The organism is Streptomyces antioxidans, from assembly GCF_000968685.2.
Lineage (GTDB): Bacteria > Actinomycetota > Actinomycetes > Streptomycetales > Streptomycetaceae > Streptomyces > Streptomyces antioxidans.
The window spans coordinates 1-25,734 of sequence record NZ_LAKD02000105.1 but is presented as its reverse complement, the minus strand read 5'-3'; the positions used below and the strand labels follow the sequence as shown (position 1 = coordinate 25,734).

The window sequence follows — 25,734 nt, the reverse complement described above, 5'->3', positions numbered from 1 at the left end:
GGCTCGGCTCTCTCGGGACGCCGGGCTCGACTCCCTCTGGATTCCGGGCTCAGGCAAGCGCCTCGATCCGCACCGCGAGGTCGTTGTCCCGGGTGTAGTACGGCCGGGCCAGTGCTTCCCCGTGCGGACCGGCCACCGTACGCGGCGGATAGGTGAAGATCTCCTTCTTGTCCGCGACATCGTCCAGGATCCGGGCGAGCCGCGCCGGGGCCGCGGTCCGGTCCGCCGGGCGCAGCCGCAGGTCCCAGACGTCCGCGCCGCCGCTCCAGGTCCGCGCGAGATCGGCGTAGGAGAGCGTGCAGGAGAAGTCCGGGCCCTCCACCTCCAGGGGTGCCGTGCGCACCGGGACCTCACCCCCGCGGCAGCGGGCCTCGACCACCGCGCCGGCCAGCCACTCGGACGGATACGCGACGCGGTAGAGCCGCCCCCGCACCGTCATCCGGTCACCCTCCAGCCGGATCTCCCCGGCCTCCGCGTGGGGCGCCCGCCGCCAGCTGCGCAGCGAGAGATTGCCGTGCTTGGTGGCGTACGGGATGCGGACGGACAGCGGGGAAGTGCTCGGCCCGGGACGGCGGTCCACGAGCGAGCGCAGATCGTTCAGGCCCGGGGCGAGCCGCTGCGGTTCGGCGTCCCGGTGGGCCACGTGCACATCCCACCGGCCCTCGGGCAGGGCGACGGTGCTGGGCAGGGCGGCCTGGAGGCGGCCGTCCGCGGTGGGGCCCAGCGGCAGCCGCACCTCCCCGTCGGGGGCGTCCCTCCCGCCACGGCGGATCAGCACCAGCGCCCCGCTCCAGTCGTCGTGGCCGCCCGGGGCGGGGAGGGTCCAATCGGCGATGTGGAAGGTGAGCCCACCGGCGGAGTCCGCCACGCAGTCGGCGCGGGCGGGGGCGGCCTCGGCGGCCTCACTCATCCTGTCCTCCTCGACGTGCTGCGCCATCTGTGCCGGTGCACTCATGCGACACGCACCTTCCGCAGGGAGTCCTTGGCGGCGAACGCGCCACCGATCAGGGAGCCGCGGGCGCGGTGCAGGGAGCCCCGCAGGCCGCTGCGGCCGATCAGCTCGGAGAACAGCGTCTCGTAGCGCCCGGCCACCCGCGAGGGATCGAAGCGGGCCGAGCCCTTCAGCGCGGCCTGCCCCATCTGCTGGCGCAGCTCGTCGTTGTTGATGAGGTCGAGCAGCGCGGCGGCGATGGCGTCGGTGTCGCCGGTGGGCACGAGACGGCCGTCCACACCGTTGTCGATGATCTCCGCGGGCCCGTGCGGGCAGTCGGTGGACACCACGGGAAGGCCGCAGCGCATGGCCTCCACGATGGTCATGCCGAACGACTCCAGACTGGAGGTGACGGCGGCTATGGAGCCCTTGGCCCACTCGGGGTCGAGCGGATTGGCCGGGCCCATCAGGAAGACGTTGTTGTAGAGGCCGAGCCTGTCGATGAGGGCGCGCAGCTTGGCGTGCTGGACGCCGCCGCCGTAGATCCGCAGCCGCCAGTCGGGGCGGGCCTCGATCACCTTCGCGAAGGCGCGTATCAGCAGGTCGTAGCGTTTCACCGGGGCCAGCCGACCGGCCGCGACCACCCACTTGCCGGTGCCGTCGGCGGGCTCCAGACCAGACGCGGGCACGCTGTTGGGGACCGCCTCGACCCGTACGCCGGGCAGCCGCATCTGGCCGCGGTAGGTCCGGGCGTCGGCCTCGGTCACGGTGGTCACCGCGTCCAACCGGGGGTAGACGGCGCGCAGAGCCCGGGTCAGCCCCTTGGAGTGGGTGCTGAGCGTCAGATGCTCCTGGCCGACCCGTACCGGACCGCTACGGGCCTCCCGGGCGATGTGGACATTGAGCCCGGGCCGGGTTCCGATGACGATATCGGCCTCGAGCGAGCGCAGATGATCCGCGATACGGCGGTCGGTGAGCGCGCTGTACTGCATGTAGCGGCCCTCGGTCGCGGGGAAGACCTTCGCCGGACGACCGTGGTCAGGGTCGCCGCCGTCGTAGGACGGGCTGTTCTTCCTGAGGTCCACGAGATGGCTGAGCCGCACCCCCGGACCGGGCTCGAAGATCGGCTGGTCGCGATGGCGGAAGACCGACACGATCTCCACATCGTGCTGCTCCCCCAGGGTGCGGGCGAGGTTGTACGTGGTCCGGATCGTCCCGCCGATTCCGTACGCGTTGTGAATAAGGAAAGAGATGTGCATCCGGCCCCGTATCCCACAGCTTCCCCGCGGACGGGTGTCTCGTCCGCCTACCACGAGGTAAGACAGCGGAAAGTGGCACAGGGTTGGGTTTCATCATCTTCTTGTGCTCCAACAGATGTGAAATCGGTAGGGACTCGGGGGAACTTTTCGGCCCGACGGTGCATCAGGCCCCGCGGTGGCGGGGCGCGTTACCCACGCCCCGCGTGTCCCGTTGTCTACGTATGGGCGGGAACCACCCGGCCCATCCACCGAGACCGAGGAGCCACCCGTGCCGCGCATGCTCGACGTCAGCGATGACGTACGCGCCGAGATCGGCGACGAAGAAGTCGACCGGCTGCTCGCGGGGGACAACGCCCCGGGCGCTTACGACTGCACGTCCTGCCGCACCCCCGGCAACACCGAGCAGGAGCGGACCAGCACCGTGCTCTTCGTGGGGCAGGAGACGGCGGTGCTGGCCTTCGCGCACGCCACCTGTGTGCCCTCCCAGGTCGTCCCGGTCTCGGAAGACCAGTTGCGCGGTGCGGTGCGGTCCATCACGGGTGAGGACTCCGCGCCGCCGAGCGCCGAGGCGCCGTACGCACCGCCCGCCCCGGCCGCGCCGGCCGCGCCGCATGCTTCCACGTCGTACTTCCCCGGCCCGGCGGCCCCTGTCCCGTCGCCCGCCCCGTCGCTGGTGTCGCCCGCCCCGGTCCTGTCGTCGGTGTCGCCCGCCGCCGGGTCGCACGCCCCGGCCCCGTCCGGTGAAGCACCGGTGCCGCAGCAGGCGGTGCTCGGTGTGACCAGCGGAGTGGTGCTGGTCGGTCAGGAGGCGTGCGCGGCGCTGGTGGTGGAGCCCACCGCGCCGATCATCCGCCCCGGTTCGATCAGCCACGGCGATGAGTTCCTGCAGCTCCTCAGCGAGCAGGGGTTCGCCCCGGTGGTCGATCTGGGCCGGCCGCCCGCGCCCAACCCCGGCTGGTCGGTGCTGCTGGCCATGGGGCGGCTGCACGCGGTGCTGATGCCCGCGCCGGGCGGCGGCCGACCGGTGGCCTGGTGGCAGGCGCACAGCCCGATGCCGCTCAGCGAGGGCTGGCGGAGCGCCGTCGGCCGCGCCCAGAGGGTGCTGGTCTACGCCGCGGCGGCGGGCACGATCGGCACCCAGCCGCGCGAGGACCAGCTCCGCGCGGCGCTGGACCGGGCCGCCGCGCGCGGCGCCCTGGTCGGCGCGTCGATGCCGCTCGCGGGCACATGATCGGCATGGCAGCCGCCGTCCCGGACGTGCCCCCGGACGTCTCCCCGGACCTCACCGCACCCTGGTGGGCAGCCCATTCGCCATCGATGCCGCATCCGACGGGCGGCCGGGTCGTTGGCACATACGTGCACGCATACGACCTCTCCTACCGTTCCCCCTCATACGGCTGCATTCCAGCCATGCGCCCCGCGCTGGAGGCAGCGCACGATCCCTGGCGCCACTCCGCCACGCCGATCTACGACGCGTTGTACGCGGAGTACCGCAGGCTGTTCCGGGCGCTGCCCGGTGACCGCTCGGACGAGGAGAACATGGAGTTCGTGGCGTTCGCCGCCATCGGCCAGCCCCGGGGCCTGGTCAGCGGCTACGGCCGCCCGGATAGCCACGGCGGGACCTGGTACACGGACGAGTTGTACTACCGCGGCTACCTCCCCGCGCTGCCGCCCGCCCGGGGCGAGGAGCCGGGGCACACATACTGACCGACGCGGTGCTGACCGACTGACCGACGCGGTGCCGAGCGACGCGGTGCTGGGGGCCGGGGTGGCGTGAGCCCCCCCCGGCGCGACCGCCGCCCTGCCCCGCGTCGTCCTTACGGCCGCCGCTACCGCTTGCGGCCGCGCTTCTCGCGCACCCGTACCGAAATCTGCAGCGGCGTCCCCTCGAAGCCGAACTCCTCGCGCAGCCGCCGTTCGATGAAGCGGCGGTAGCCCGCCTCCAGGAAGCCCGAGGCGAAGAGCACGAACCGCGGCGGCCGGGTCCCGGCCTGCGTCCCGAAGAGGATCCGCGGCTGCTTGCCGCCCCGGATCGGGTGCGGGTGCGAGGCGACGATCTCGCCGAGGAAGGAGTTGAGCCGTCCGGTCGGGACGCGGGTCTCCCATCCGGCCAGCGCCGTCTCGATCGCCGGGACCAGCTTCTCCATGTGGCGGCCGGTGCGCGCCGAGACATTGACCCGCGGCGCCCACTGGATCTGCACCAGCTCCGTCTCGATCTCGCGCTCGAGGTAGTAGCGGCGCTCCTCGTCCAGGGTGTCCCACTTGTTGTACGCGATGACGAGCGCGCGCCCGGCCTCGACGGCCATCGTGATGATCCGCTGGTCCTGGACGCTGATCGACTCGCTGGCGTCGATCAGCACCACCGCGACCTCCGCCTTCTCCACGGCGGCCGCGGTGCGCAGCGAGGCGTAGTAGTCGGCGCCCTCCTGGAGGTGGACCCGGCGGCGGATTCCGGCGGTGTCGACGAACTTCCAGGTGATGCCGCCGAGTTGGATCATCTCGTCGACCGGGTCCCGAGTGGTGCCCGCGACCTCGTTGACGACCACCCGCTCCTCGCCCGCCACCTTGTTGAGCAGCGAGGACTTGCCCACGTTCGGGCGGCCGATCAGGGCGATCCGGCGCGGGCCGCCGACCGTCGCCCCGAAGGTCTGGGCCGGGGCCTCGGGCAGCGCCTCCAGGACCGCGTCGAGCATGTCGCCGGTGCCGCGGCCGTGCAGCGCGGAGACCGGGTACGGCTCGCCGAGGCCGAGCGACCACAGCATCGCGGCATCGGCCTCACCGCTGGGCCCGTCGACCTTGTTGGCGCACAGCACCACGGGCTTTCCGGCCCGGCGCAACAGCTTGACCACGGCCTCGTCGGTGTCGGTGGCGCCCACGGTGGCGTCCACGACGAAGACCACCGCGTCGGCGGCCTCGATCGCGAACTCGGCCTGGGCGGCCACCGACGCGTCGATGCCGAGCACGTCCTGTTCCCAGCCGCCGGTGTCGACCACCTTGAAGCGGCGGCCGGACCACTCGGCCTCGTAGGTCACCCGGTCGCGGGTGACGCCGGGGCGGTCCTCCACGACCGCCTCCCGGCGGCCGAGGATCCGGTTCACCAGGGTGGACTTGCCGACGTTGGGGCGGCCGACGACCGCCAGCACCGGCAGCGGGCCGTGCCCGGCAGCGGCCAGGTCGCCCTCGACCTCCGTCAGGTCGAAGCCCTCTTGCGCGGCGAGCTCCATGAACTCCGCGTACTCGGCGTCGCCAAGCTCCCCGTGCTCGTCGCCGCCGCTGTGGATCTGGTCGTTCATGAAGATGTCCTCGTCGTCCCTCAGTACCGCGCACCGCCCCTGGCGGTGCGCGGGTCTATGTCTGATCCGGTCGGCCGGTGAGCTGCCTGGCCGCGCCCAGATGCGCGCCCAGCCGCTTCTGGATGCGCTCGGTGGCCTGGTCCAGGGCCGCCCGGGTCCGCCTGCCGCTGCCGTCCCCCGCCTCGAAGGGGTCGCCGAACACCACGTCGACCCTGCTGCGCAGCCGGGGCAGCGGCCTGGACCGGCCGTCGTCGCGCGGGGTCGCGGTGCCCAACACCGCCACCGGCACGATCGGCGCGCCGGAGCGCACCGCGAAGTACGCGAGCCCCGTGCGCAGCGAGGCGAAGTCGCCGTCGCCCCGGGTGCCCTCGGGGAAGATCCCCAGCACCCCGCCGCGCTCCAGCACCCCCAGGGCCTGGCCGATCGCGGCGCGGTCGGCGCTCGTACGGTCCACCTTCAGCTGCCCGATACCGCGCAGGAACGGGTCCAGCGGGCCGATGAACGCCTCCTTCTTGACCAGGAAGTGCACCGGCCGCGGCGAGGTGCCGATCAGCATCGGGCCGTCGATGTTGTGGGAGTGGTTCCCGGCGAGGATGACGGGCCCGGCGGACGGGATCCGCCATGCGCCCAGCACCCGCGGCCGCCACAACCCGTACATCAGGCCGATGCCGATCCGGCGCCCCACGGCGGCCCCGGCGGAGCTGGGCAGGGTCTCCTCGGTGGCGCTCACGCGGCCGTCCGCTTCTCCTCGACGAGGGTGACCACGCACTCGATGACCTGGTCGAGGGTGAGCTCGGAGGTGTCCACCTCGACCGCGTCGTCCGCCTTGGCCAGCGGCGAGGCCTTGCGGCCGGAGTCCAGGGCGTCCCGCCTGGCCAGCGCGGCCTGGGTGCTGACCAGGTCGGCGGCGTCCTTGCCCTTCAGCTCACCACTGCGGCGGGCCGCCCGGACCTCCGGGGAGGCAGTCAGGAAGATCTTGAGGTCGGCGTCCGGGAGGACCGTGGTACCGATGTCCCGGCCCTCGACCACGATGCCGCGCGGCGCCTCGGCGGCGATGGTCCGCTGGAGCTCGGTGATCACGGCCCGCACCTCGGGCACCGCGCTGACCGCGCTGACCCGCGAGGTGACCTCCTGGGTGCGGATCGGCCCGGAGACGTCGGTGCCGTCGACGGTGATCGTCGGGTTGGCCGGGTCGGTGCCGGAGACGATGGCGGGCTTGCCTGCGGCGTCGGCCACGGCCACGGCGTCCTCGACGTCGATGCCGTTGGCCACCATCCACCAGGTGATCGCCCGGTACTGGGCGCCGGTGTCCAGGTAGCCCAGGCCCAGCTTGGCGGCGACGGACTTCGAGGTACTGGACTTGCCCGTGCCTGCGGGGCCGTCGATCGCGACAATCACTGCTGCCGGGGCGGTCCGGGCGGCGGTTTCCACGGTGACAGACACCTTTCGTGTGCACGGGGCTGAGCTGAACGGGCCATGGGAGCCTCGGACAAGGTTACTGGCTTCCCCCGGGCGGCTTCGCACCGCTGTGGATAGCGTCCGGGGCCGGGACGTCCGGCGGTCCGCTCCGCCGCTACTGGCGGATGGACCATCCCCGCTCCCGCAGTGCCCGGGTGAGCCCCGGGGCCGCCGAGGGCTCGACCACCAGCTGGATCAGACCGGCCTGCTGCCCGGTGGCGTGCTCGATCCGGACGTCCTCGATGTTGACGCCCGCCCGGCCCGCGTCGGCGAAGATCCGGGCCAGCTCGCCCGGCTGGTCGCCGATGAGCACCGTCACGGTCTCATAGACGGCCGAGGCGGCGCCGTGCTTGCCAGGCACCCGCTCGCGCCCGGCGTTGCCCCGGCGCAGCACGTCCTCGATCCCGGCCGCGCCGCCGCCGCGCTTGGCCTCGTCGGCGGACTGGAGGACGCGCAGGGCCCGCACCGTCTCGTCGAGGTCGGCGGCGACGGCGGCGAGCACATCGGCCACCGGGCCGGGGTTGGCGGAGAGGATGTCGATCCACATGGCGGGGTCGGAGGCCGCGATCCGGGTGACGTCGCGGATGCCCTGCCCGCACAGCCGCACCGCGGTCTCATCGGCGTCCTGGAGCCGCGCGGCGACCATGCTGGACAGCAGGTGGGGGGTGTGCGAGACGAGCGCCACCGCCCGGTCGTGTGCCTCGTCCTCCATCACCACGGGCACCGCCCGGCACAGCGCGACCAGCTCGAGGGCGAGGTTAAGCGCCTCGGTGTCGGTGCCGGCGGTGGGCGTGAGCACCCAGGGCCGCCCCTCGAAGAGATCGGCGGTGGCGGCCAGCGGCCCGGAGCGCTCCCGGCCCGCCATCGGATGCGTGCCGATATAGCGGGTCAGATCGCAGCCGAGGGCGTCCAGCTCACGGCGCGGACCGCCCTTGACGCTCGCGACGTCCAAGACGCCGCGGGCCAGGCCGCGGCGCAGCACATCGGCCACGGTCGCCGCCACATGCGCCGGGGGCACGGCGACGATCGCCAGGTCCACCGGCCCCTCGGGCTGGCGTTGAGTCCCGGCGCCGCGTGCCTCGGCGGTCCGGGCCTGGGCCGCGTCGTGGTCGGCGAGGTGCACCTGGACGCCACGGCCGGCCAGGGCCAGCGCGGCGGAGGTGCCGATCAGGCCGGTGCCGATGACGAGGGCGGTTCTCATTGGGCGATGTCCTTGCGGAGGGAGCCGGCGGCGCCCAGGTAGACATGGGCGACATCGGACTTGGACAGGGAGGTCTCGATATGCGCCAGGATGCGGACCACGCGGGGCATGGCCCCCCGTATGTCCAGCTCCTGGGCGCAGATCAGCGGCACGTCGGTGATGCCCAGCTTGCGGGCGGCGACCGCCGGGAAGTCGCTGTGCAGATCCGGGGTGGCGGTGAACCACACGCTGATCAGGTCGTCGGGGGCGAGGGTGTTCCGCTCCAGGATGGCGGTCAGCAGCGCGGAGACCTGCTCATGCATGTGCTCCGGCTCGTCCCTGTCCAGCTGGACGGCCCCGCGGACCGCTCGTACCGCCACGTCTCGCTCCCTGTGCGCGCTGTGCCTGTCGTGCGTCGGGCGCGGCCGCGCTGTCTCCGGCCGCACTCCCGATCAGCGTAACGAGCGGGTCGGACAGGCTCCTGGGGCGACCGCTGGGCGAGACGGGGCGGTCCGGGGGCGGCGGCCCGCCGACGGCTGGGGCCGTCAGCCGCGCCGGGCCCGGACCAGCCGCCGGGCCCGTATCAGAGGTCGACCTCGCGCATGAGCATGCCGACCTCGGTGTTGGTCAACCGGCGCAGCCAGCCGGACTTCTGGTCGCCGAGCGCGATCGGGCCGAAGGCCGTCCGCACCAGCTTGTCGACCGGGAACCCGGCCTCGGCGAGCATCCGCCGCACGATGTGCTTGCGGCCCTCGTGCAGGCTCACCTCGACCAGATAGTTCTTGCCGGTGTTCTGCACCACCCTGAAGTGGTCGGCCCGGGCATAGCCGTCCTCCAGCTCGATGCCGCTCTTGAGCCGCTTGCCCAGGTCGCGCGGGAGCGGGCCCTGGATGGCGGCGAGATAGGTCTTCTTCACGCCGTAGCGGGGGTGGGTGAGGCGGTGGGCCAGCTCGCCGTGGTTGGTGAGCAGGAGGATGCCCTCGGTCTCGGTGTCGAGGCGGCCGACGTGGAAGAGCCGGGTCTCGCGGTTGGTCACGTAGTCGCCCAGGCACTGGCGGCCGTCGGGGTCCTCCATGGTGGAGACGACACCGGCGGGCTTGTTCAGCGCGAAGAAGAGGTACGACTGGGTGGCCACGGTCAGCCCGTCGACCTTGATCTCGTCCTTCTCGGGGTCGACGCGCAGCCCCTGCTCGGTCACGATCTTGCCGTTGACCTCGACCCGGGCCTGGTCGATCAGCTCCTCACAGGCGCGGCGCGAGCCCATACCGGCGCGGGCGAGGACCTTCTGGAGCCGTTCGCCCTCCGGCTCGCCGAAGGTCTTGGGCATCGTGACCCGCGGCTTGTCGTGGCGGGCGCGGTTGCGCTCCTCCATCTGCGCCTCGTACTCGCGCGGCCGGGCCGGGCCGGGCTTGCGGCCACGGCCGCCGCTACCGCCCTTGGGGCCACCGCCGCCCTTGGGACCGCCGCCCTGGGAGCTCTGGGAACCACTCCTGGGGCCGGGGCCGCCCTGGGAGCCCTTGGGACCGCCCTGGGAGCCCTTGGCACCCGTCTTCGGGCCGGTCTTGGGGCCCGCCTTGGGGCCTCCCGCCTTGGGGCCGCCGCCCGTGTCGTAGCGGCGCTCTTCGGGGCGGGGGCGGCCGGCGCGCTGCTGCTGCTCGTCGCGCCCGTTCCCCGCGCCCCGGTAGTTCTTGCCGCTACCGCTGCCCCTGCTGTTCCTGCCGCTGCTTCGCATCAAATTTCCGTCTGAGAGTGGCCGCTGTCGGCGCTCGGTGTGCTACGTCGTCGTGCGTTCTGCGTCGTCCCGCGCGTCATCGGCGTCGATGGCGTCCGGATCGAACGACGGCACGCCCTCCTGGGACTCGCCCTCGACCGCGTCCGCCTCGGGGAGGAACGGTGCGAGCTCCGGGAGCTCGTCCAGCCCCCGCAGGCCCATCCGCTCCAGGAAGTAGTTCGTCGTCCTGTACAGGATCGCACCTGTTTCGGGTTCCGTGCCCGCCTCCTCGACCAGGCCCCGCTGGAGGAGGGTCCGCATCACGCCATCGCAGTTGACGCCGCGGACGGCCGAGACGCGGGAACGGCTGACCGGCTGACGGTACGCGACCACGGCGAGGGTTTCCAAAGCGGCCTGGGTGAGCCGGGCCTGCTGACCGTCCAGGACGAACCCCTCGACGGCGGCGGCGTAGGCCGGGCGCGTGTAGTAGCGCCAGCCGCCCGCGACCAGCCGCAGCTCGAAGCCCCGGCCCTGCGTCGCGTACTCGTCGGCCAGCTCGCGCAGCGCCTCCGCGACGGCGCGGCGCGGCCGCTGGAGGACCTTGGCGAGGTTCTCCTCGGTGGCGGGCTCGTCGACGACCATCAGGACGGCCTCCAGGGCGGGCTTGAGGTCCAGCTCGGCGACCTCGGAGAGTCCGTCGGGTGTCCGCTGCTCGCTCAACTCGCCACCTCCTCCTTCTCCTTCTCGGCCGCGGCCGTCTCCTTCTCGGGCTCCTTACGGGGCTTGGCCTCCTGGTCGAACTCGTCGGTGACCAGTGGCCGCTGCCCCGCCCCGCCCGTCCAGCGGACCATCAACTGCCCCAGGGCCTCCGGCTGCTCCAGGAGGACCGCGCGCTCGCGGTAGAGCTCCAGGAGCGACAGAAAGCGCGCGACGACCGTAAGGACGTCGGGAGCGTCCTCGGTGAGCGCGGCGAAGGTGGCCTCCCCCAGCTCCCGCAGCCGCGCGACCACCACCTCGGCCTGCTCCCTGACGCTGACCAGGGGGGTGTGGATGTGGTCGACGTAGACCTGTGGCTTGGGCTTGGGCTGCATCGCCTTGACGGCCAGCTTGGCGAACCCCTCGGGGCCGATGCTGATGACGACGTCGGGAAGCAGCTCGGCGTGGTGCGGCTCCAGGCCGACCGTACGGGGGTGGCGGGCGGCCTCGGCGATCAGCCGGTCGTTGAAGATGTCAGCGATCTGCTTGTACGCGCGGTACTGGAGCAGCCGGGCGAAGAGCAGATCGCGCGCCTCCAGCAGCGCCAGGTCCGCCTCGTCCTCGACCTCGGCGGCGGGCAGCAGCCGGGCCGCCTTGAGGTCCAGCAGGGTCGCCGCGACGACGAGGAACTCGGTGGTCTGGTCGAGGTCCCAGTCCGGCCCCATGGCGCGGATATGGGCCATGAACTCGTCGGTGACCTTGGAGAGGGCGACCTCGGTGACGTCCAGCTTGTGCTTGGAGATCAGCTGGAGGAGGAGGTCGAAGGGCCCCTCGAAGTTGTCCAGCCGCACGGTGAACCGATTGCCACCGTCCTCAACCTCCACCTCACCGGCTTCGGCGCCCGCACCGGCCCCGTCGCCTGCCTCAGCCCCGCTGCTCGCCTGGGCCCCGCTCTTCGTGTCAGCACCGCTGCTCGGCCCGGCCCCGGCGCCGGACTCCGCCCCGGCACCCGCGTCGGTCCCGCCGCTCATGTCCGCCCCAGCGCACGCGTCGGCCCCGTCGTCCCCGGCCCCGGCCGCCTCACCGCCGTGCCCGCCCACCGGGGGCGCCGCATCGGGGTCGGCCCGTGCGTGCACCGGCTCCGGCTCGTCCGCCGATGCACCCTTACGGCCGCGCCCACCGCCCGCGCCGCGCCGCTCGGCCGGGGCGACGGCCTCGGCCGTCGCCGGGGACGGCTCGGACTCGGCGTCCGGCGCGTTACGTTCCTCCGAGGCGGCCTCGGGCACCTCTGGCTCCACGGCGACCTCAGCCGCCTCAGGCCCGGCGGTGGCTTCGGGCGCCTCGGGCTCCGCGACGGCCTCGCGCGAATCGGGCTCTGCGGCGGCCTGATGCGCCTCGGGCGCGACGGGCGCCTCAGGCGCGGCGGGCGTCTCGGGCGCCCCGGGCGGCTCTGCAGGGGCCTCCTGCGCCGTCTGGGCGGCGTTCTGCGGCTCTTCCGTCCCTTCGTCCACCGTATCCGCCGCCGGGGGCGGAGCGGGGCGCTGAGGGGCCTCCTGCGGAGGCGGAGGCGAAGGCGGAGGCGAAGGCGGAGGCGTGGTGGACCGGTCCGGGCCCGTCCCGGGGGGTGCCGAGCCGGGGCCCCGGCCGAGCGTGCGGCGAGAGGGGCGAGGCGGCGGGGCGGGGGTGTCGTTCGTCGGCATCGGGGTCCAGGGTGCTCAGGGCCGGGCGGGGCAGCCCGTACGACCGGGCAGGCTATCGCCCGACCCGGTCAACGGCCGCGGAGGCGGCGCACCAGGATGCTCGCGTCGCCGCGCGACTCGAGGTCGGCGAGGACGACCGCGACCGCCTCGCGGACGATCCGGCCGCGGTCGACGGCGAGCCCGTGCTCGCCGCGGAGCACCAGTCGCGCGTGCTCGAGGTCCATCAGCTCCTCGGCGGAGACATAGACCGTGATCTTCTCGTCGTGGCGCTCGCGCCCGCTGGGCCGGCGGTTCGCCGCACGGGCGCGGCGGCGGGCCTGGCTGCTCTGTTCGGCCGCGGCCGAACCGCCCTGGGCCTGGCGGCCCTTGGGCCGGTCCCCGGCGGCGGGGCGCCGCTCGCCGACCGCGTCCTGGGAGGCCGTCTCCCGTCCCGTGTGTTCGCCCGAGCGTCCCGTGTGCTCGCCCGGGCCGGACCGCTCACCGTCCGCGCGCTGCTCCTGCCCCTCGCGCGGCTCGGCGCCCGTGTCGGGTTCGGCGGCGGGCGGGGGCACCCGGGGGGCCTCGCCGTTCGCCTGGCGGCGTCCGGCGGCGGGAGAGGAGGACTGGAGGCCCATCCCTCCCGTGGTGCGGAACAGTTCGTCGGCGCCCGGCAGACTCACTCGGCGTGACACCGGGCGAGCACCTCCCTGGCGAGCTGGCGATAGGCGGCGGCACCGACGGAGTTGGACGCGTACGTGGTGATCGGCTCACCCGCGACCGTGGTCTCGGGGAAGCGCACCGTACGGCCGATGACCGTGTGGTAGACGTGATCGTCGAACGCCTCGACCACGCGGGCGAGGACCTCACGGCTGTGCACGGTGCGCGAGTCGTACATCGTGGCGAGGATGCCGTCCAGCTCCAGGTCGGGGTTGAGCCGCTCCTGGACCTTCTCGATCGTCTCCGTGAGCAACGCCACACCGCGCAGCGCGAAGAACTCACACTCCAGCGGCACGATCACCTTGTGCGCCGCGGTCAGCGCGTTGACGGTGAGCAGACCGAGCGAGGGCTGACAGTCGATGACGATGTAGTCGTAGTCGGCCATCAGCGGCTTGAGCGCCCGCTGGAGGGTCGACTCCCGGGCGACCTCGCTCACCAGCTGCACCTCGGCGGCCGACAAGTCGATATTGCTGGGCAGCAGGTCCATATTGGGCACGGCCGTCTTGAGCAGCACCTCGTCGGCGGCCATGCCCCGCTCCATGAGCAGGTTGTAGACGGTGAGGTCGAGCTCCATCGGGTTGACCCCGAGGCCGACCGACAGGGCGCCCTGCGGGTCGAAGTCGACGAGCAGGACCCGGCGGCCGTATTCGGCCAGGGCCGCGCCCAGGTTGATGGTGGAGGTGGTCTTGCCGACCCCGCCCTTCTGGTTGCACATCGCGATGATCTTCGCGGGACCGTGGTCGGTCAGCGGCCCGGGGATCGGGAAGTACGGCAGCGGGCGCCCGGTGGGGCCGATCCGCTCGCGGCGCTGGCGGGCAGCGTCGGGCGCGAGCGTGGCCGCGTATTCGGGGTCTGGCTCGTACTCCGCGTCCGGGTCGTAGAAGTGCCCGTCGGGGAGGTCGTCGTAGTCGGCGAAGCGGGCGGGATCCGTGCCCCCCTGGTCGCCGGCCATGGCGTTCACGTGATGGCCGTCCATGCTGTGGCTCTGGTGGGCTGTCGTCGGGCTCTGGCTGGTTGCGAAGGTATGGACAGCGACGGAGCCGACAGCCTCGAGCCCCGAGGGGCCCTGGCCCCGCGCAGCCGGTCCTGGTTGACCACCCCCGGGAGAAAATGTCGACTCATTCACAAGTCGTCCTACCTCCTTGGTGACCAGGAAATTTCTCTATAGGTCAGCGTGACACCATGCCGACGGTTGGCGACTCTATGGCGTGTCACCGGTCCGCAGCAACACAATCCACCGGACACGGCACGATGTGTCGGCAATCGAACACCCCGATGTCAAGGGCGTGTGAACGGTGCCGCGGAGATTTCACCACCGCATAAACCGTCTGAATAGTTGTATTTAGGGCGAGTTGGCCGAGCGGTGGTCCACACCCGATACGGGGCACAGCGGACACACCTTCGGCCGGGCCCCGTCCTACGACAAGACCCGGCCGGATGCCCGGTGTTGACATGTGGTTGACGGTCCGGGTTGACCGTCCGGCAACCGGGGTTAACGGGCCCCGGCGGCCGGGGCCGCCGAACTCCCGGCACCCTTCAGCCGATCAGCGACCCCAGGTCGACGACGGGCAGCTCATGGGCCTCGGCGACCGGGCCGTAGACGACCTGGCCCTCATGGGTGTTGAGCCCCTTGGCCAGCGCGGCGTCCCGGCGCAGCGCGTCCCGCCAGCCGCGGTTGGCCAGCTCCACGATGTAGGGGAGCGTGGCGTTGGTGAGCGCGTGGGTGGAGGTGTTCGGCACCGCGCCCGGCATGTTGGCCACGCAGTAGAAGACCGAGTCGTGGACCTCGAAGGTCGGCTCGGCGTGGGTGGTGGGGCGGGAGTCCTCGAAGCAGCCGCCCTGGTCGATCGCGATGTCGACAAGGACACTTCCCGGCTTCATCCGGGACACCAGCTCGTTGGTGACCAGCTTGGGCGCCTTGGCACCGGGGATGAGCACCGCGCCGATCACCAGGTCGGCATCGAGGACGGCCTTCTCCAGCTCGTAGGCGTTGGAGGCGATGGTCTGCACCCGATTGCCGAAGATCCGGTCGGCCTCGCGCAGCTTGTTGATGTCCTTGTCGAGCAGGGTGACGTGGAAGCCCATGCCGATGGCGATCTGGGCGGCGTTCCACCCGGAGACGCCACCGCCGATGACCACGGCCCGCCCGGCCGCCACCCCCGGCACCCCACCGGGCAGCACACCGCGACCGCCGGCCGAGCGCATCAGGTGGTACGCGCCGACCTGCGGTGCGATCCGGCCCGCGACCTCGGACATCGGGGCGAGCAGCGGCAGGGCGCGGTTCGCGGTCTCGACCGTCTCGTAGGCGATGGCGGTGGTGCCGGACTCCAGCAGCGCGTCGGTGCAGGCCCGGGAGGCGGCCAGGTGGAGATAGGTGAAGAGGGTCTGACCCTTGCGCAGCCGGTGGTATTCCTCCGCGATGGGCTCCTTGACCTTCAGCAGCAGATCGGCCGCGGCCCAGACGTCGTCCGCGGTGGCGAGGATGTGCGCACCGGCGGCGGTGTACTCCTCGTCCGTGATGGACGAGCCAAGGCCCGCACTCCGCTCGATGACGACCTCATGGCCGCTTCGGACCAGCTCGTGCACCCCGGCGGGGGTGATGGCCACGCGGAACTCGTTGTTCTTGACCTCGCGGGGGATGCCGACCTTCACGTCGATCACGGTCCTTGAATGGGAGAAGAGGAACATATCGCCATAGCCAGCCACGGGCCGATACATGACGGGCCATAGACAGGCAAACCGGAAGGTGCGTCCGCATGCCGGAGACGGCCGCAACAATCGCGGTACAGCCAGTCTAATGAAGGATGTCGCGCTGTCTAGCCTTGCAATACATCAATCTTTTGGAAGCCCACTACTGATTTCGTAGGCCCTTGGTGTATCAGGCTTCACTCCGATGTGACGGACCGGTGTCTTCCGCCTCGCCCGCGTCGATCCTCCTGGCGGTGCTCCGCAGCGACCGCGCCACCGCGGGATCCCCGCCGAGCCGGTCCATCGCGTCCGCCGCATGGTGCGCCAGCTCGGCGTGCAGCCCGGCGTCACCGCAGGTCCGGGCCGCCGCGGCGGTCTCCGCCCAGGTGCGCAGCGCCTCCCTCGGCCGCCCCGAGCGCTCCTGGGCGTCCGCGGTGCCGCTGAGCGCCCGCGCATACCCCGGCCGGTCGCCCGCCCGGCGGCAGGCGGCCGCGGCCGCGCGCCAGTCGCGCAGCGCCTCGCCCCACCGCCCGGCATAGCCGTGGACGGTGCCGAGCCGTGCGTACAGCCGGGCCGCGGCGGGCGTGTCCCGGCGGCTCAGCCGCAGCTCCAGGGCGCGTCCGAACCAGTCGGCCGCCCGGTGCCAGTCCTCCAGCGCCTGGTAGGTGCCGCCGATCGACTCCAGCGCACGGCCGGTCGTATACGGATCGCCCGCGACACGGGCCGCCTCGAGCGCGCTCTTGTAGCGGACGAGGGCCTTGTCCACCCGCCCCGCCCCGCCGTCCAGATCGCCGAGGTTCAGCAGCGCGGCCGCCCGCTCCACCGGCAGATCGCGGCGCCGGGCCACGTCCAGCACCAGCTGATGCAGCCCGTACAGCTCCACCGCCGCGCCCTCGAAGCCCCGGTGGGCGGTCAGGGCATGGGTCAACGCGGCCACCAACCGCCGTGCCAGGGTGTCGAGCTGACCGGTCTCCACGGCCATGCGGGCGGCATCGACCAGCGTGGGCAGCCGCTCCTCCAGCCAGCCCGCCGCCTCCGCCGACGACGAAAACCGCAGCGGCTTCGGCATCCCGGCCAGCTTCTTCCGGCCCGGCGAACCGGCGGGCTCGGCGGCCAGCTTGCAGGCGTACAGCTGCCGTACGGCGCGCTCCAGCATCCGCGCCCGCGCCAGCTCCACCTCCGCCGGGCGCTCCTCGGCCGCCAGCCGCTCCCGCAGCAGCGGATCGAGACAGCCGGGCACCAGATAGCGGCCGGTGCCGCGCGGCCGCAGCATCCCGTACCCGGCGAAGCCCTCCAGCGCCGCCTCGCCGTCCGCGACCGAGCACCCGGCCAGCGCGGAGGCGATCTGGGCGTCGGCCGATCCGCCGGGCGCCAGCACCAGGAGCCGCAGCATCCGGGCGGCGGCGGACGGCAGCGCGGCGTAGGCCAGCCGGAAGGCCCGGGTCAGCGGGCGGGCGCCGTGGTCGAGGTCGCCCTCGTCCGGCGGCAGTTCGCGCAGCCGGGCCAGGGCGTCGGCCACCGACGCCTGGGGGCGCGCGGCGAGCCAGCCGCCGACCAGGACGAGCGCCGCGGGCTGGCCCGCGCACTCCTCGACCAGGGACTGCGCGGCCACCGGATCGCAGGTGATCCGGGTGGGGCCGGTGTACTGCGCCAGCAGCCCGACCGCCGCGCTCACATCCAGCCCGCCCAGGGTGCACGGCCGCACATCCGGCACTCCGGTCAGCGGGCCGCGCGAGACGGCCACCACCAGACAGCCGGGCTCGTCCGGCAGCAGCGCGTCCACCTGCTCGGCCCCGGCCACGTCGTCGAGCAGCAGCAGCACCCGCTTGCCGTCGAGCGCGTCGCGCAGCGCCTCGCTCAGATCGTCCTCGTCCGCGCCCGGCGGGGCGCTCACACCGAGCCGTCCCAGCAGCTCACGGGCGGTGCTCTCGGTGGGTACGCGGTCCCCGGCCGAGGTGGTCAGCCGGGCGCTCAGCACTCCGTCGGGATAGTCGTCGGCGAGCCGCCTGACAAGCTCCTCTGCCAGCGCCGTACGGCCCCAGCCGGGGCGGCCCGCGATCAGCAGCACCCGGCTGCGGGCGGCCTTGCGCCCGGCGAGGGTGTCCAGGCCCGCGCGCTCGATATCGGCCCGCAGCGAAAGCAGCTCCCGCCGCCGCCCGGCGAACCCCCGCCCCACGGAGGCGGCCGCCGCGAAGAGCACGGCCCGGGTGGCGCCGCTCCACACCCCGCCGTCCTGGGTGTCCGCGGCGGAGCGCCGCTGCCGCGGCGGGGCGTCGGAGGCGGAGGCGGAGGCCTCATCGTCCGGCGCACGTCCGGGACCGGATTCCGGCGCACGGCTGCGAGCGGACTCCGGCGGACGTCCGCGGACGGATTCCGGCTGTCGGTCAGGGCCGGATCCCGGCTGACGGTCAGGCACGGACGCGGCGGATGAAGCAGGCGAAGCGGCCGCGGCGGCGGGCGGCGGCTGCCGCTTGCCTGGGGCCGCCGGCTCCCCGTCGGTGTCGACCGCCTGCTCCGCCACGGGCCCACTCCCGTCCACCTGCGCGTACGAGCCCCTTCGGCTCGCTATGAGCGTAGTTCACTCCGCGTCAGGTACCCGGCACTCGCGGCCCACAGCACGGACCGAAAATCACTCCATCGGATCTTCACCAGGGCCGAGCGGGGGCCGGCCCGGCCCCTGCGCCAGGATCCGGCCCCTGCGCCGTATCGATGGCTCAGGCGTCGAAGGGCCGGGCGGGCCAGGAGGCGTCGGCGGGCCGGAGGGCGTCCAGGCCGTCGCCCGCGAGCGCGGCCCCCAGCGCCAGCGCACCCGTCGCGAGGCAGTTGTTGTGCAGCTCGCCCGCGAGCGCGCCGCGCACCAGCTCCTCCAGCGAGACCCGCGCCAGCTCCATGTCGGCCTCCTCCTCGGAGACCTCGAACCTCTCCCCCTCGGCCACGGAGATCTCCCGGGCCAGGAAGATCCGCACCGCCTCGTCACTGCCGCCGGGCGAGGTGTAGAGGTCGATGAGGACCCGCCAGTCCTCGGCCTTGACGTGCGCTTCCTCGTACAGCTCCCGCTGGGCGGCGTGCAGCGGGTTCTCACCGGGGATGTCCAGGAGACCGGCCGGGATCTCCCACAGCCGCTGGCGGACCGGGTGCCGGTACTGCCGCAGCACGATCACGCGGTCGTTCTCGTCCAGGGCGAGGACGGCCACGGAGCCGGGGTGGACCTGGTAGTCGCGCTTGGCCCGGCTTCCGTCGGGCATCTCCACCTCGTCCGTGCGCACGCTCGTCTTGTTGCCGGTGAACGGCGTGGCGGTGGCGGTGACCAGCCATTCCTCGGGGGTGTCCTGGATGCGCATCCTTGCCTCAGCGTCCTTTCCGCGTGCGGTTGACGGGGCGGTGGGCCGCGCCGGCCCGCCCGTCCCTGCCCACCGTAACGGGCGGACGCCCGCCTCCCGCGTCAATGGTCAGGCGCTTACGCCGGGCGTCTGAGCCGCCACCTGGCGCTCGACCGCCGCCTTCACCAGGCCCGCGAAGAGCGGGTGCGGACGGGTCGGGCGGGAGCGCAGCTCCGGGTGGGCCTGGGTGCCGACCAGATAGGGGTGGACCTCGCGCGGGTACTCCACGTACTCCACCAGCTTGTTGTCCGGGGAGGTGCCGGAGAAGACGATCCCGGCCTTCTTCTCCAGCTCACCGCGGTAGGAGTTGTTGACCTCGTAGCGGTGGCGGTGGCGCTCCTCGACGTACGGCTGGTTGTCGTAGACCTCGCGGACGATCGAGCCCTCGGCCAGCTTGGCCGGGTACATGCCCAGCCGCATGGTGCCGCCCATGTCGCCCTCGCCCGCGACGATGTCGAGCTGTTCGGCCATGGTGGAGATCACCGGGTCGGTGGTGGCGGGCTCGAACTCGGTGGAGTTGGCGCCCTCGATGCCCGCGAGGTTGCGCGCGGCCTCGATGACGATGCACTGGAGTCCCAGACAGAGGCCCAGCACCGGGATCTTGTTCTCCCGGGCGTAGGTGATCGCGCCGACCTTACCGATGACGCCGCGGTCGCCGAAGCCGCCGGGGATGCAGACCGCGTCCACGCCGTCGAGTTGTTCGCGGGCTCCGGCCGCCGACTTGCAGTCGTCCGAGGTGACCCACTTGATCTTCACGCGGGCGCTGTTGGCGAAGCCGCCCGCGCGCAGCGCCTCGGTGACGGAGAGATAGGCGTCGGGCAGGTCGATGTACTTGCCGACGAGCGCCACGGTGATCTCGTGGTCGGGCTCGTGGACCCGCTTCAGCAGGTCGTCCCACTGGGTCCAGTCCACGTCACGGAAGGGGAGATCCAGCTTGCGGACCACATAGGCGTCCAGGCCCTCGGAGTGGAGCACCTTGGGGATGTCGTAGATCGACTTGGCGTCGATGGCGGCGACCACGGCGGCGTCGTCCACGTCACACATCAGCGAGATCTTGCGCTTGATGGAGGTGGGGACCTCGCGGTCGGCTCGCAGCACGATCGCGTCCGGCTGGATGCCGATATTGCGCAGCGCGGCCACCGAGTGCTGGGTGGGCTTGGTCTTCAGCTCGCCGGACGGGCCGATGTAGGGCAGCAGGGAGATGTGCACCACAAACACGTTGTCCCGGCCGACCTCGTGCCGGACCTGGCGGACGGCCTCCAGGAAGGGCAGCGACTCGATGTCGCCGACGGTGCCGCCGACCTCGGTGATGACGACGTCCACGTCATCGGTGGCCATGCGCCGGATGCGGTGCTTGATCTCATTGGTGATGTGCGGGATGACCTGCACCGTGTCCCCGAGGTACTCACCGCGCCGCTCCTTGGCGATTACGGTGGAATACACCTGTCCGGTGGTCACATTGGCCGAGCCGTCGAGGTCGACGTCGAGGAAGCGCTCGTAGTGGCCGATGTCCAGATCGGTCTCGGCGCCGTCGTTGGTGACGAACACCTCGCCGTGCTGGAAGGGGTTCATCGTGCCCGGGTCGACATTCAGATACGGATCGAGCTTCTGCATGGTGACGCGCAGACCGCGCGCCTTCAGCAGCGCCCCCAGACTGGAGGCGGTGAGACCCTTGCCGAGTGAAGAGGCGACACCCCCGGTGACGAAGAGGTGCTTGGTCGTCATGGGCTTAGCGGCAATGGCCAAGAGGGGGCTCCCGTGGTCGCGTCGTGAGGGTGCGTACGGCAGCCGCTCCGGATTCCGCTTTGGATTCCGGGGGCGCCGCCGCTGAGGTTCGGGGGGTTTGTGCCCGCCGCTCCACGGGCTACCAGGGTATCAGCGCCCCGGAGCGGCCGCTGCTGACCTGGTTCCCGCGTTCGGTCTGCGCAACCGCCCGAACACCATGCGTGACCTGGCCACCCGATCGGCCGCGAGATGCGAGCCACGATGTGGACGGGCTCAAGCGGATCACCGTTGTCCGTCGTATCCTCATCGGACGCACGCATGCGAGCCACCCCGGCACGGCACCACCAGCACGCCCCCGGAACAAGAGCTCGTCAGAATTTTCCGAGACCGTAAGAAGCGCCCTCCGGGGTGGTACGGCCGTTCGAATGGGGAATGCACGTGGCCGGGCGTATCGAGGATTACGCACTGATTGGTGATATGCAGACGGCCGCCCTCGTCTGCAGAGACGGGACGGTCGACTGGCTGTGCCTGCCGCGCTTTGACTCCCATGCCGTCTTCGCCGGTCTGCTGGGCACTGAGGAACACGGCTTCTGGCGGCTGGGGCCCGCCTTCCCCGCGGGGAGCCAGCCGCCCGCCGCGGACCGCCGCCGTTACCGCGGCGACTCCCTGGTGCTGGAAGCGGAATGGGACACACCGCGCGGCACGGTCCGTGTGATCGACTTCATGCCGCCCCGTGACGGCGCCCCGCAACTGGTACGGATCGTCGAGGGGGTCAGCGGCCGGGTGCCGATGCGCTCGGCGCTGCGGATGCGGTTCTCCTACGGCTGGGTCGTGCCGTGGGTGCACCGGGTGGACACCCGTACCGTCGCCGTCGCCGGACCGGACTCGGTCTGGCTGGACACCGAGGCCGACACCTACGGCAAGGACCTCACCACCTACTCCGACTTCACGGTGGGCCCCGGCGACCGGATCGCCTTCACCATCAGCTGGCAGCCCTCGCACCGCGAGCCGCCCGCCCTGCCCGAGCCGGAGGTCGCGCTGGAGGCCACCGAGGCGTTCTGGCGGGAGTGGGTCGAGCACTGCACCTACCACGGGCCCTACCGGGACGCGGTGGTCCGCTCGCTGATCACGCTCAAGGCGCTGACCTACGCCCCCACCGGCGGCATCGTCGCGGCGCCCACCACCTCCCTCCCCGAGGAGATCGGCGGCGTCCGCAACTGGGACTACCGCTTCACCTGGCTGCGGGACGCGGCGATCACCCTCTCCTCGCTGCTGCGCACCGGCTACCGCGAGGAGGCCCGCGCCTGGCGCGAATGGCTGCTGCGCGCGGTCGCGGGCGATCCGGAGAACCTGCAGATCATGTACGGCATCGCGGGCGAGCGGGAGTTGGCCGAGGCCGAGCTGACCTGGCTGCCCGGCTTCGAGAACTCCCAGCCGGTCCGGATCGGCAACGGGGCGGCGGGTCAGGTCCAGCTCGATGTCTACGGCGAGGTCACCGAGGCGCTGCACCTGGCCCATATGACGGGTCTGGCGCGCAACGACTACGCGAGCATCCTCCAGCTGAAGCTGATCCGCTACCTCGAGGAGCACTGGGACGAGCCGGACGAGGGCATCTGGGAGGTGCGCGGGCCGCGCCGCCACTTCGTGCACTCCAAGGTGATGGCCTGGGTCGCGGTCGACCGCACCGTCAAGCTGATCGAATCCGGCGATGTGGACGGGCCGTTGGACCGCTGGCGGGAGCTGCGCGACGAGATCCACCGGGACGTCTGCGAGCGGGGCTACGACGCCGAGCGGAACACCTTCACCCAGTCCTACGGCTCCAAGGAGCTGGACGCCTCGCTGCTGCTCATCCCGCAGATGGGCTTCCTGCCGCCGGACGACAAGCGCGTCATCGGCACCATCGAGGCGATCCAGCGGGAGCTGTCGACCGAGGACGGCTTCGTGATGCGCTACCCCACCGCGGGCGAGGACGCCGGGGTGGACGGTCTCGAGGGCGACGAAGGGGCCTTCCTGGCCTGCTCGTTCTGGCTCGCCGACGACCTGGCGATGATCGGCCGGGTGGACGAGGCCCGCAGGCTCTTCGAGAAGCTGCTCGCGCTCCGCAATGACCTCGGGCTGCTGTCCGAGGAGTGGGACTCGGGCAACCAGCGCCTGGTGGGCAACTTCCCGCAGGCGTTCAGCCATGTGCCGCTGATCGACACCGCGCTGCGGCTGACGGCGTCCGGCGCGTACGGGGGCTGACCCCGGCTCGTACGTGGGGGCCCGGGCCCCCACGTCCGGGCAGCGCCCCGAAGGGGCGCGGGGCTGTGTCGATATACGGCTGCGCCGCGTGTGCGACCAGCCACGACGCAGCCGCGGACGAACGACCGCACCTCGCGGCACTTCCCGCGGAGCGCTTAGCGTGGCGGCATGGAACCACAGGGAACGATCACCGTGGCGCGGGCCCTCGGCCTTCCCGCCCTGCGCCGCGGGCTCCCCGAGGTGGTGTCCGGACAGGAGCTGCTGGACCGCCCGGTGCGCTGGGTGCACGCGGGCGAGGCACCGAACATCGCCGCGCTACTCAAGGGCGGTGAGCTGCTGCTAACCACCGGTCTCGGGGTCGGACCGCGCCCCGCCGAGCAGCGCGCCTTCGTCCGCCGGCTCGCCGAGCGGGGCATCGCGGCGCTGGTGGTGGAGCTGGGCGCCCGGTTCCGCGCCCTGCCGGGGCCGGTCGTGGACACCGCGCGCTCGTGCGGGCTGCCGCTGGTGCAGCTCCATCGCGAGGTGCCGTTCGTGACGGTCACCGAGGAGATCCACACCGAGATCGTCAATGAGCACTACGCGCTGCTGCGCCAGGCCGACGTGGTGCACCGGCAGGCCACCGAGGTGCTGCTCCGCGGCGGCGGGGTGCCGGAGATCCTGCGCCACTTCGCCGTCTTCGCGGCCAATCCGGTCTTCCTTGAGACCCCCGACGGGCAGCTGCTGTACGCGGCGGGGCCGGGCGGTACGCCACCGGCGGGCGCGGCCGATCCGCTGCAGGTGTGGGAGGGGCTGCGGGCGCCGCGCACGGCCGAGCGGCCCGAGCCGCCGGCGGGCAGCGTGCTCGCGGACGTCCCGGGCGGCGGGCCCGGCCCCGGTGGCGTACGGGCGCGGCTGACCGTCCTTCCGGTGGCCGGGCCGCTGGGCCCGGTGCACCGGATCGCCGCCGAGCGGACGGCGGATCTGCTGGCGGTGGTGCTGCTGCGGGCGCGTCAGGAGGAGGAGCTGGCGGCGCGCGGGCGCGGGGACTTCCTCACCGATCTCGCGGAGGACCGGATCGAGGCAGCCGACGCCCCGGCCCAGGCCCGGGTGCTGGGCTTCCGGCCGGGCCCTGGCGCACCGCTGCTGCCGGTGGTGATGCGGCTGGTGGAGGATCCCCGGCCGCTGGCCGGGGGCGGTGGCGGTGGCGGGGAGAGCTGGGCGGCGCTGGCCCACGCCGTGCAGGAGGAGCTGGCCGGGGTCGGGGTGCCGGTGCTGCTCGGCGTACGGCTTCCGGAGGGGCGGGTTCCGGTGCTGGCCGGGCTGCGCGGCGCGACCGAGCGGGGCGCGGTGGCCGAACGGATCGCGGCGGCGCTGCGGGCCGGGGTGGAGCGGGCCTGGCCGGACCGGGCCGGTGGCCGGCCGCCGGTGGTGGTCGCCGGGCTCGCGGTCGGCTGGGACGCGGCCGGAGCCGAACTCCGGCATGCGGCGGAGGCGGCGAACGCGGCCTGCGGATCGCCGCCCGACCGGGGCTGGTACGACGTACGCAGCCTGGATGTGGACCTGTTGCTGTGGCGACTGCGCGAGCACGGCGATCTGGCGGCGTTCGTGGACCGGGTGATCGGCCCCCTGCTGACCCATGACCGCACCGCCCGCCCTCCGCTGGTGCCGACGCTGGAAACGTATCTACGGCACGCGGGACGCAAGGCGGAGACGGCCCGCGCACTGCACCTCAACCGCCAGACGCTGTACGACCGGCTGGCCCGGATCGCATCGCTACTGGGCAGCGACCTGGAGGACCCCCAAACGGTCCTCGCACTGGGGGTAGCCCTCCAGGCCCGCCGCCACGTCCGATAACCCGACAGCCCCCGCCCGGCCACCTGTCCATCCGGGGGTAGCCGGGCGACGGACCGCCCCGCCCGGGATGACACGGTGGCGGGCCGCCCCGCCCGCTTGGAGTGACACGGTGGCAGGCCACCGCGCCCGCCCGGGGCAATGCGTCGGCAAACCACCCTGCCCACCCGAGGTGACACGGCGGCGGACCACCACGCCCACCCGGGGCAACACAGTGGCGGGCCGCCCCGCCTGACACGGATGCGGCCGCCCGGGATGACACGGCACCGAGCCACCCGGCATGACACGACGGCGAGCCGCCCCACCCGACCGGACCCCCGCCCGCCCCGCGCGACACAGCGGCGGGCCGCACCGCCTGACACGGATGCGGCCCGCCTGGGGTGCCACGGCGGCGGGGCGCCTGAGGTGAGACGGATGCGGCCCACCCCGCCTGCCCGGACGGCCCGGACGGCCCGGACGGCCCGGACGGCCCGGACGGCCCGCCAAAAATGACACGGCGGCGGCCGCACCGCCTGACCGGACCCGCGCCCGCCTGGAGTGACACGCATGCGGGCCACCGGGCGTGACCCGGAGCGGGCCGCCCGCTTACCCAAACCCCCGTCCGCCCCGGGGTTGACACGGCGGCGGACCGCACCGCCCGGCCGGACGCCCGCCCCGGGTGGCACGGATGCGGTCCGTCCCGCCTGTGCGGGCTCCTGCTCGCCCCGGGTGAGACCGTGGCGAGCCGCACCGCCTGCCCAGGCCCCTGTCGCCCCGCGCGACACAGCGGCGGGCCGCACCGCCTGACACGGATGCGGCCGCCCGGGATGACACGGCACCGAGCCACCCGGCATGACACGACGGCGAGCCGCCCCACCCGACCGGACCCCCGCCCGCCCCGCGCGACACAGCGGCGGGCCGCACCGCCTGACACGGATGCGGCCCGCCTGGGGTGCCACGGCGGCGG

The 25,734-nt window shown here is 72.9% G+C and carries 20 protein-coding genes; 4 read left to right on the top strand and 16 right to left on the bottom strand.

The genetic code is table 11. The annotated features are described in order from the left end of the window. Window positions 1–49: 49 nt before the first annotated feature. Both VT50_RS31285 and VT50_RS31280 read right to left on the bottom strand, forming a co-directional pair. Entirely contained in the window at window positions 50–910 is an 861-nt protein-coding gene (locus VT50_RS31285; protein ID WP_046083911.1) for a hypothetical protein, read from the bottom strand. A gap of 41 nt (window positions 911–951) precedes the next feature. Beyond that, entirely contained in the window at window positions 952–2,190 is a 1,239-nt protein-coding gene (locus tag VT50_RS31280) for a glycosyltransferase family 4 protein (protein WP_046083892.1), read from the bottom strand. A gap of 268 nt (window positions 2,191–2,458) precedes the next feature. Between VT50_RS31280 and VT50_RS31275 the strand changes: the two genes are divergently transcribed. Continuing rightward, entirely contained in the window at window positions 2,459–3,421 is a 963-nt protein-coding gene (locus tag VT50_RS31275; protein ID WP_063893157.1) for a hypothetical protein, read from the top strand. 179 nt (window positions 3,422–3,600) lie between these two features. Next, window positions 3,601–3,897 carry a hypothetical protein gene (locus VT50_RS31270; protein WP_078840511.1) on the top strand — a complete coding sequence of 99 codons (297 nt, stop codon included), beginning with the start codon at window positions 3,601–3,603 and terminating at the stop codon, window positions 3,895–3,897. 122 nt (window positions 3,898–4,019) lie between these two features. On the opposite strand, the gene der is transcribed toward VT50_RS31270, so the two are convergent. The 14 genes from der to VT50_RS31200 form a co-directional block, all read right to left on the bottom strand. Further along, window positions 4,020–5,483: a ribosome biogenesis GTPase Der gene (gene der, locus VT50_RS31265; protein WP_046083893.1), complete on the bottom strand. Its 1,464-nt coding sequence runs from the start codon at window positions 5,481–5,483 to the stop codon at window positions 4,020–4,022. A 55-nt stretch (window positions 5,484–5,538) separates the two neighbouring features. Beyond that, window positions 5,539–6,141, bottom strand: a complete 603-nt coding sequence (locus VT50_RS31260; RefSeq protein ID WP_240529386.1) for a lysophospholipid acyltransferase family protein — start codon at window positions 6,139–6,141, stop codon at window positions 5,539–5,541. A gap of 68 nt (window positions 6,142–6,209) precedes the next feature. Further along, window positions 6,210–6,914, bottom strand: a complete 705-nt coding sequence (gene cmk / locus VT50_RS31255; RefSeq protein ID WP_046083895.1) for a (d)CMP kinase — start codon at window positions 6,912–6,914, stop codon at window positions 6,210–6,212. 142 nt (window positions 6,915–7,056) lie between these two features. After that, window positions 7,057–8,142: a prephenate dehydrogenase gene (locus VT50_RS31250; RefSeq protein ID WP_046083896.1), complete on the bottom strand. Its 1,086-nt coding sequence runs from the start codon at window positions 8,140–8,142 to the stop codon at window positions 7,057–7,059. Continuing rightward, the gene (gene aroH, locus VT50_RS31245; protein ID WP_046083897.1) at window positions 8,139–8,501 is read right to left on the bottom strand and encodes a chorismate mutase; all 363 of its coding nucleotides are present in this window, start codon (window positions 8,499–8,501) and stop codon (window positions 8,139–8,141) included. Before aroH ends, VT50_RS31250 begins: the two co-directional genes overlap by 4 nt. 203 nt (window positions 8,502–8,704) lie before the next feature. Then, window positions 8,705–9,853 carry a pseudouridine synthase gene (locus tag VT50_RS31240; RefSeq protein WP_046083898.1) on the bottom strand — a complete coding sequence of 383 codons (1,149 nt, stop codon included), beginning with the start codon at window positions 9,851–9,853 and terminating at the stop codon, window positions 8,705–8,707. Between the two features lie 42 nt (window positions 9,854–9,895). Then, window positions 9,896–10,552 carry an SMC-Scp complex subunit ScpB gene (scpB, locus tag VT50_RS31235; protein WP_046083899.1) on the bottom strand — a complete coding sequence of 219 codons (657 nt, stop codon included), beginning with the start codon at window positions 10,550–10,552 and terminating at the stop codon, window positions 9,896–9,898. After that, window positions 10,549–12,039, bottom strand: coding sequence for a segregation and condensation protein A (locus tag VT50_RS31230; protein ID WP_420822242.1), 1,491 nt, complete (start codon window positions 12,037–12,039; stop codon window positions 10,549–10,551). Before VT50_RS31230 ends, scpB begins: the two co-directional genes overlap by 4 nt. Before the next feature lie 257 nt (window positions 12,040–12,296). After that, entirely contained in the window at window positions 12,297–12,899 is a 603-nt protein-coding gene (locus VT50_RS31225; RefSeq protein WP_206269514.1) for a hypothetical protein, read from the bottom strand. Beyond that, window positions 12,884–13,900, bottom strand: coding sequence for a ParA family protein (locus VT50_RS31220; protein WP_046083902.1), 1,017 nt, complete (start codon window positions 13,898–13,900; stop codon window positions 12,884–12,886). Before VT50_RS31220 ends, VT50_RS31225 begins: the two co-directional genes overlap by 16 nt. A gap of 560 nt (window positions 13,901–14,460) precedes the next feature. Continuing rightward, entirely contained in the window at window positions 14,461–15,576 is a 1,116-nt protein-coding gene (ald, locus tag VT50_RS31215; protein ID WP_046083914.1) for an alanine dehydrogenase, read from the bottom strand. 226 nt (window positions 15,577–15,802) lie between these two features. After that, window positions 15,803–17,836 carry a tetratricopeptide repeat protein gene (locus tag VT50_RS31210; RefSeq protein ID WP_046083903.1) on the bottom strand — a complete coding sequence of 678 codons (2,034 nt, stop codon included), beginning with the start codon at window positions 17,834–17,836 and terminating at the stop codon, window positions 15,803–15,805. Window positions 17,837–18,326: 490 nt separating this feature from the next. Further along, a complete protein-coding gene (locus VT50_RS31205; RefSeq protein WP_046083904.1) occupies window positions 18,327–18,953 on the bottom strand; it encodes an NUDIX domain-containing protein in 627 nt (208 codons plus the stop codon). Window positions 18,954–19,061: 108 nt separating this feature from the next. Continuing rightward, entirely contained in the window at window positions 19,062–20,717 is a 1,656-nt protein-coding gene (locus VT50_RS31200) for a CTP synthase (protein ID WP_046083905.1), read from the bottom strand. A gap of 432 nt (window positions 20,718–21,149) precedes the next feature. On the opposite strand from VT50_RS31200, the gene VT50_RS31195 reads away from it, so the two are divergent. Then, window positions 21,150–22,958, top strand: a complete 1,809-nt coding sequence (locus VT50_RS31195) for a glycoside hydrolase family 15 protein (protein ID WP_046083906.1) — start codon at window positions 21,150–21,152, stop codon at window positions 22,956–22,958. A gap of 168 nt (window positions 22,959–23,126) precedes the next feature. Next, window positions 23,127–24,791 (top strand): PucR family transcriptional regulator, encoded by a 1,665-nt coding sequence (locus tag VT50_RS31190; RefSeq protein ID WP_046083907.1) that lies wholly within the window; start codon window positions 23,127–23,129, stop codon window positions 24,789–24,791. Window positions 24,792–25,734 lie beyond the last annotated feature (943 nt).

Bases quoted from the DNA above. Each gene is read 5' to 3' on its own strand.
- VT50_RS31285 (WP_046083911.1), bottom strand. From the start codon at position 910: ATGAGTGAGGCCGCCGAGGCCGCCCCCGCCCGCGCCGACTGCGTGGCG.
- VT50_RS31280 (WP_046083892.1), bottom strand. From the start codon at position 2,190: ATGCACATCTCTTTCCTTATTCACAACGCGTACGGAATCGGCGGGACG.
- VT50_RS31270 (WP_078840511.1), top strand. From the start codon at position 3,601: ATGCGCCCCGCGCTGGAGGCAGCGCACGATCCCTGGCGCCACTCCGCC.
- der (WP_046083893.1), bottom strand. From the start codon at position 5,483: ATGAACGACCAGATCCACAGCGGCGGCGACGAGCACGGGGAGCTTGGC.
- VT50_RS31260 (WP_240529386.1), bottom strand. From the start codon at position 6,141: ATGTACGGGTTGTGGCGGCCGCGGGTGCTGGGCGCATGGCGGATCCCG.
- VT50_RS31250 (WP_046083896.1), bottom strand. From the start codon at position 8,142: ATGAGAACCGCCCTCGTCATCGGCACCGGCCTGATCGGCACCTCCGCC.
- VT50_RS31240 (WP_046083898.1), bottom strand. From the start codon at position 9,853: ATGCGAAGCAGCGGCAGGAACAGCAGGGGCAGCGGTAGCGGCAAGAAC.
- VT50_RS31220 (WP_046083902.1), bottom strand. From the start codon at position 13,900: ATGGACGGCCATCACGTGAACGCCATGGCCGGCGACCAGGGGGGCACG.
- VT50_RS31205 (WP_046083904.1), bottom strand. From the start codon at position 18,953: ATGCGCATCCAGGACACCCCCGAGGAATGGCTGGTCACCGCCACCGCC.
- VT50_RS31200 (WP_046083905.1), bottom strand. From the start codon at position 20,717: ATGACGACCAAGCACCTCTTCGTCACCGGGGGTGTCGCCTCTTCACTC.
- VT50_RS31195 (WP_046083906.1), top strand. From the start codon at position 21,150: ATGCACGTGGCCGGGCGTATCGAGGATTACGCACTGATTGGTGATATG.
- VT50_RS31190 (WP_046083907.1), top strand. From the start codon at position 23,127: ATGGAACCACAGGGAACGATCACCGTGGCGCGGGCCCTCGGCCTTCCC.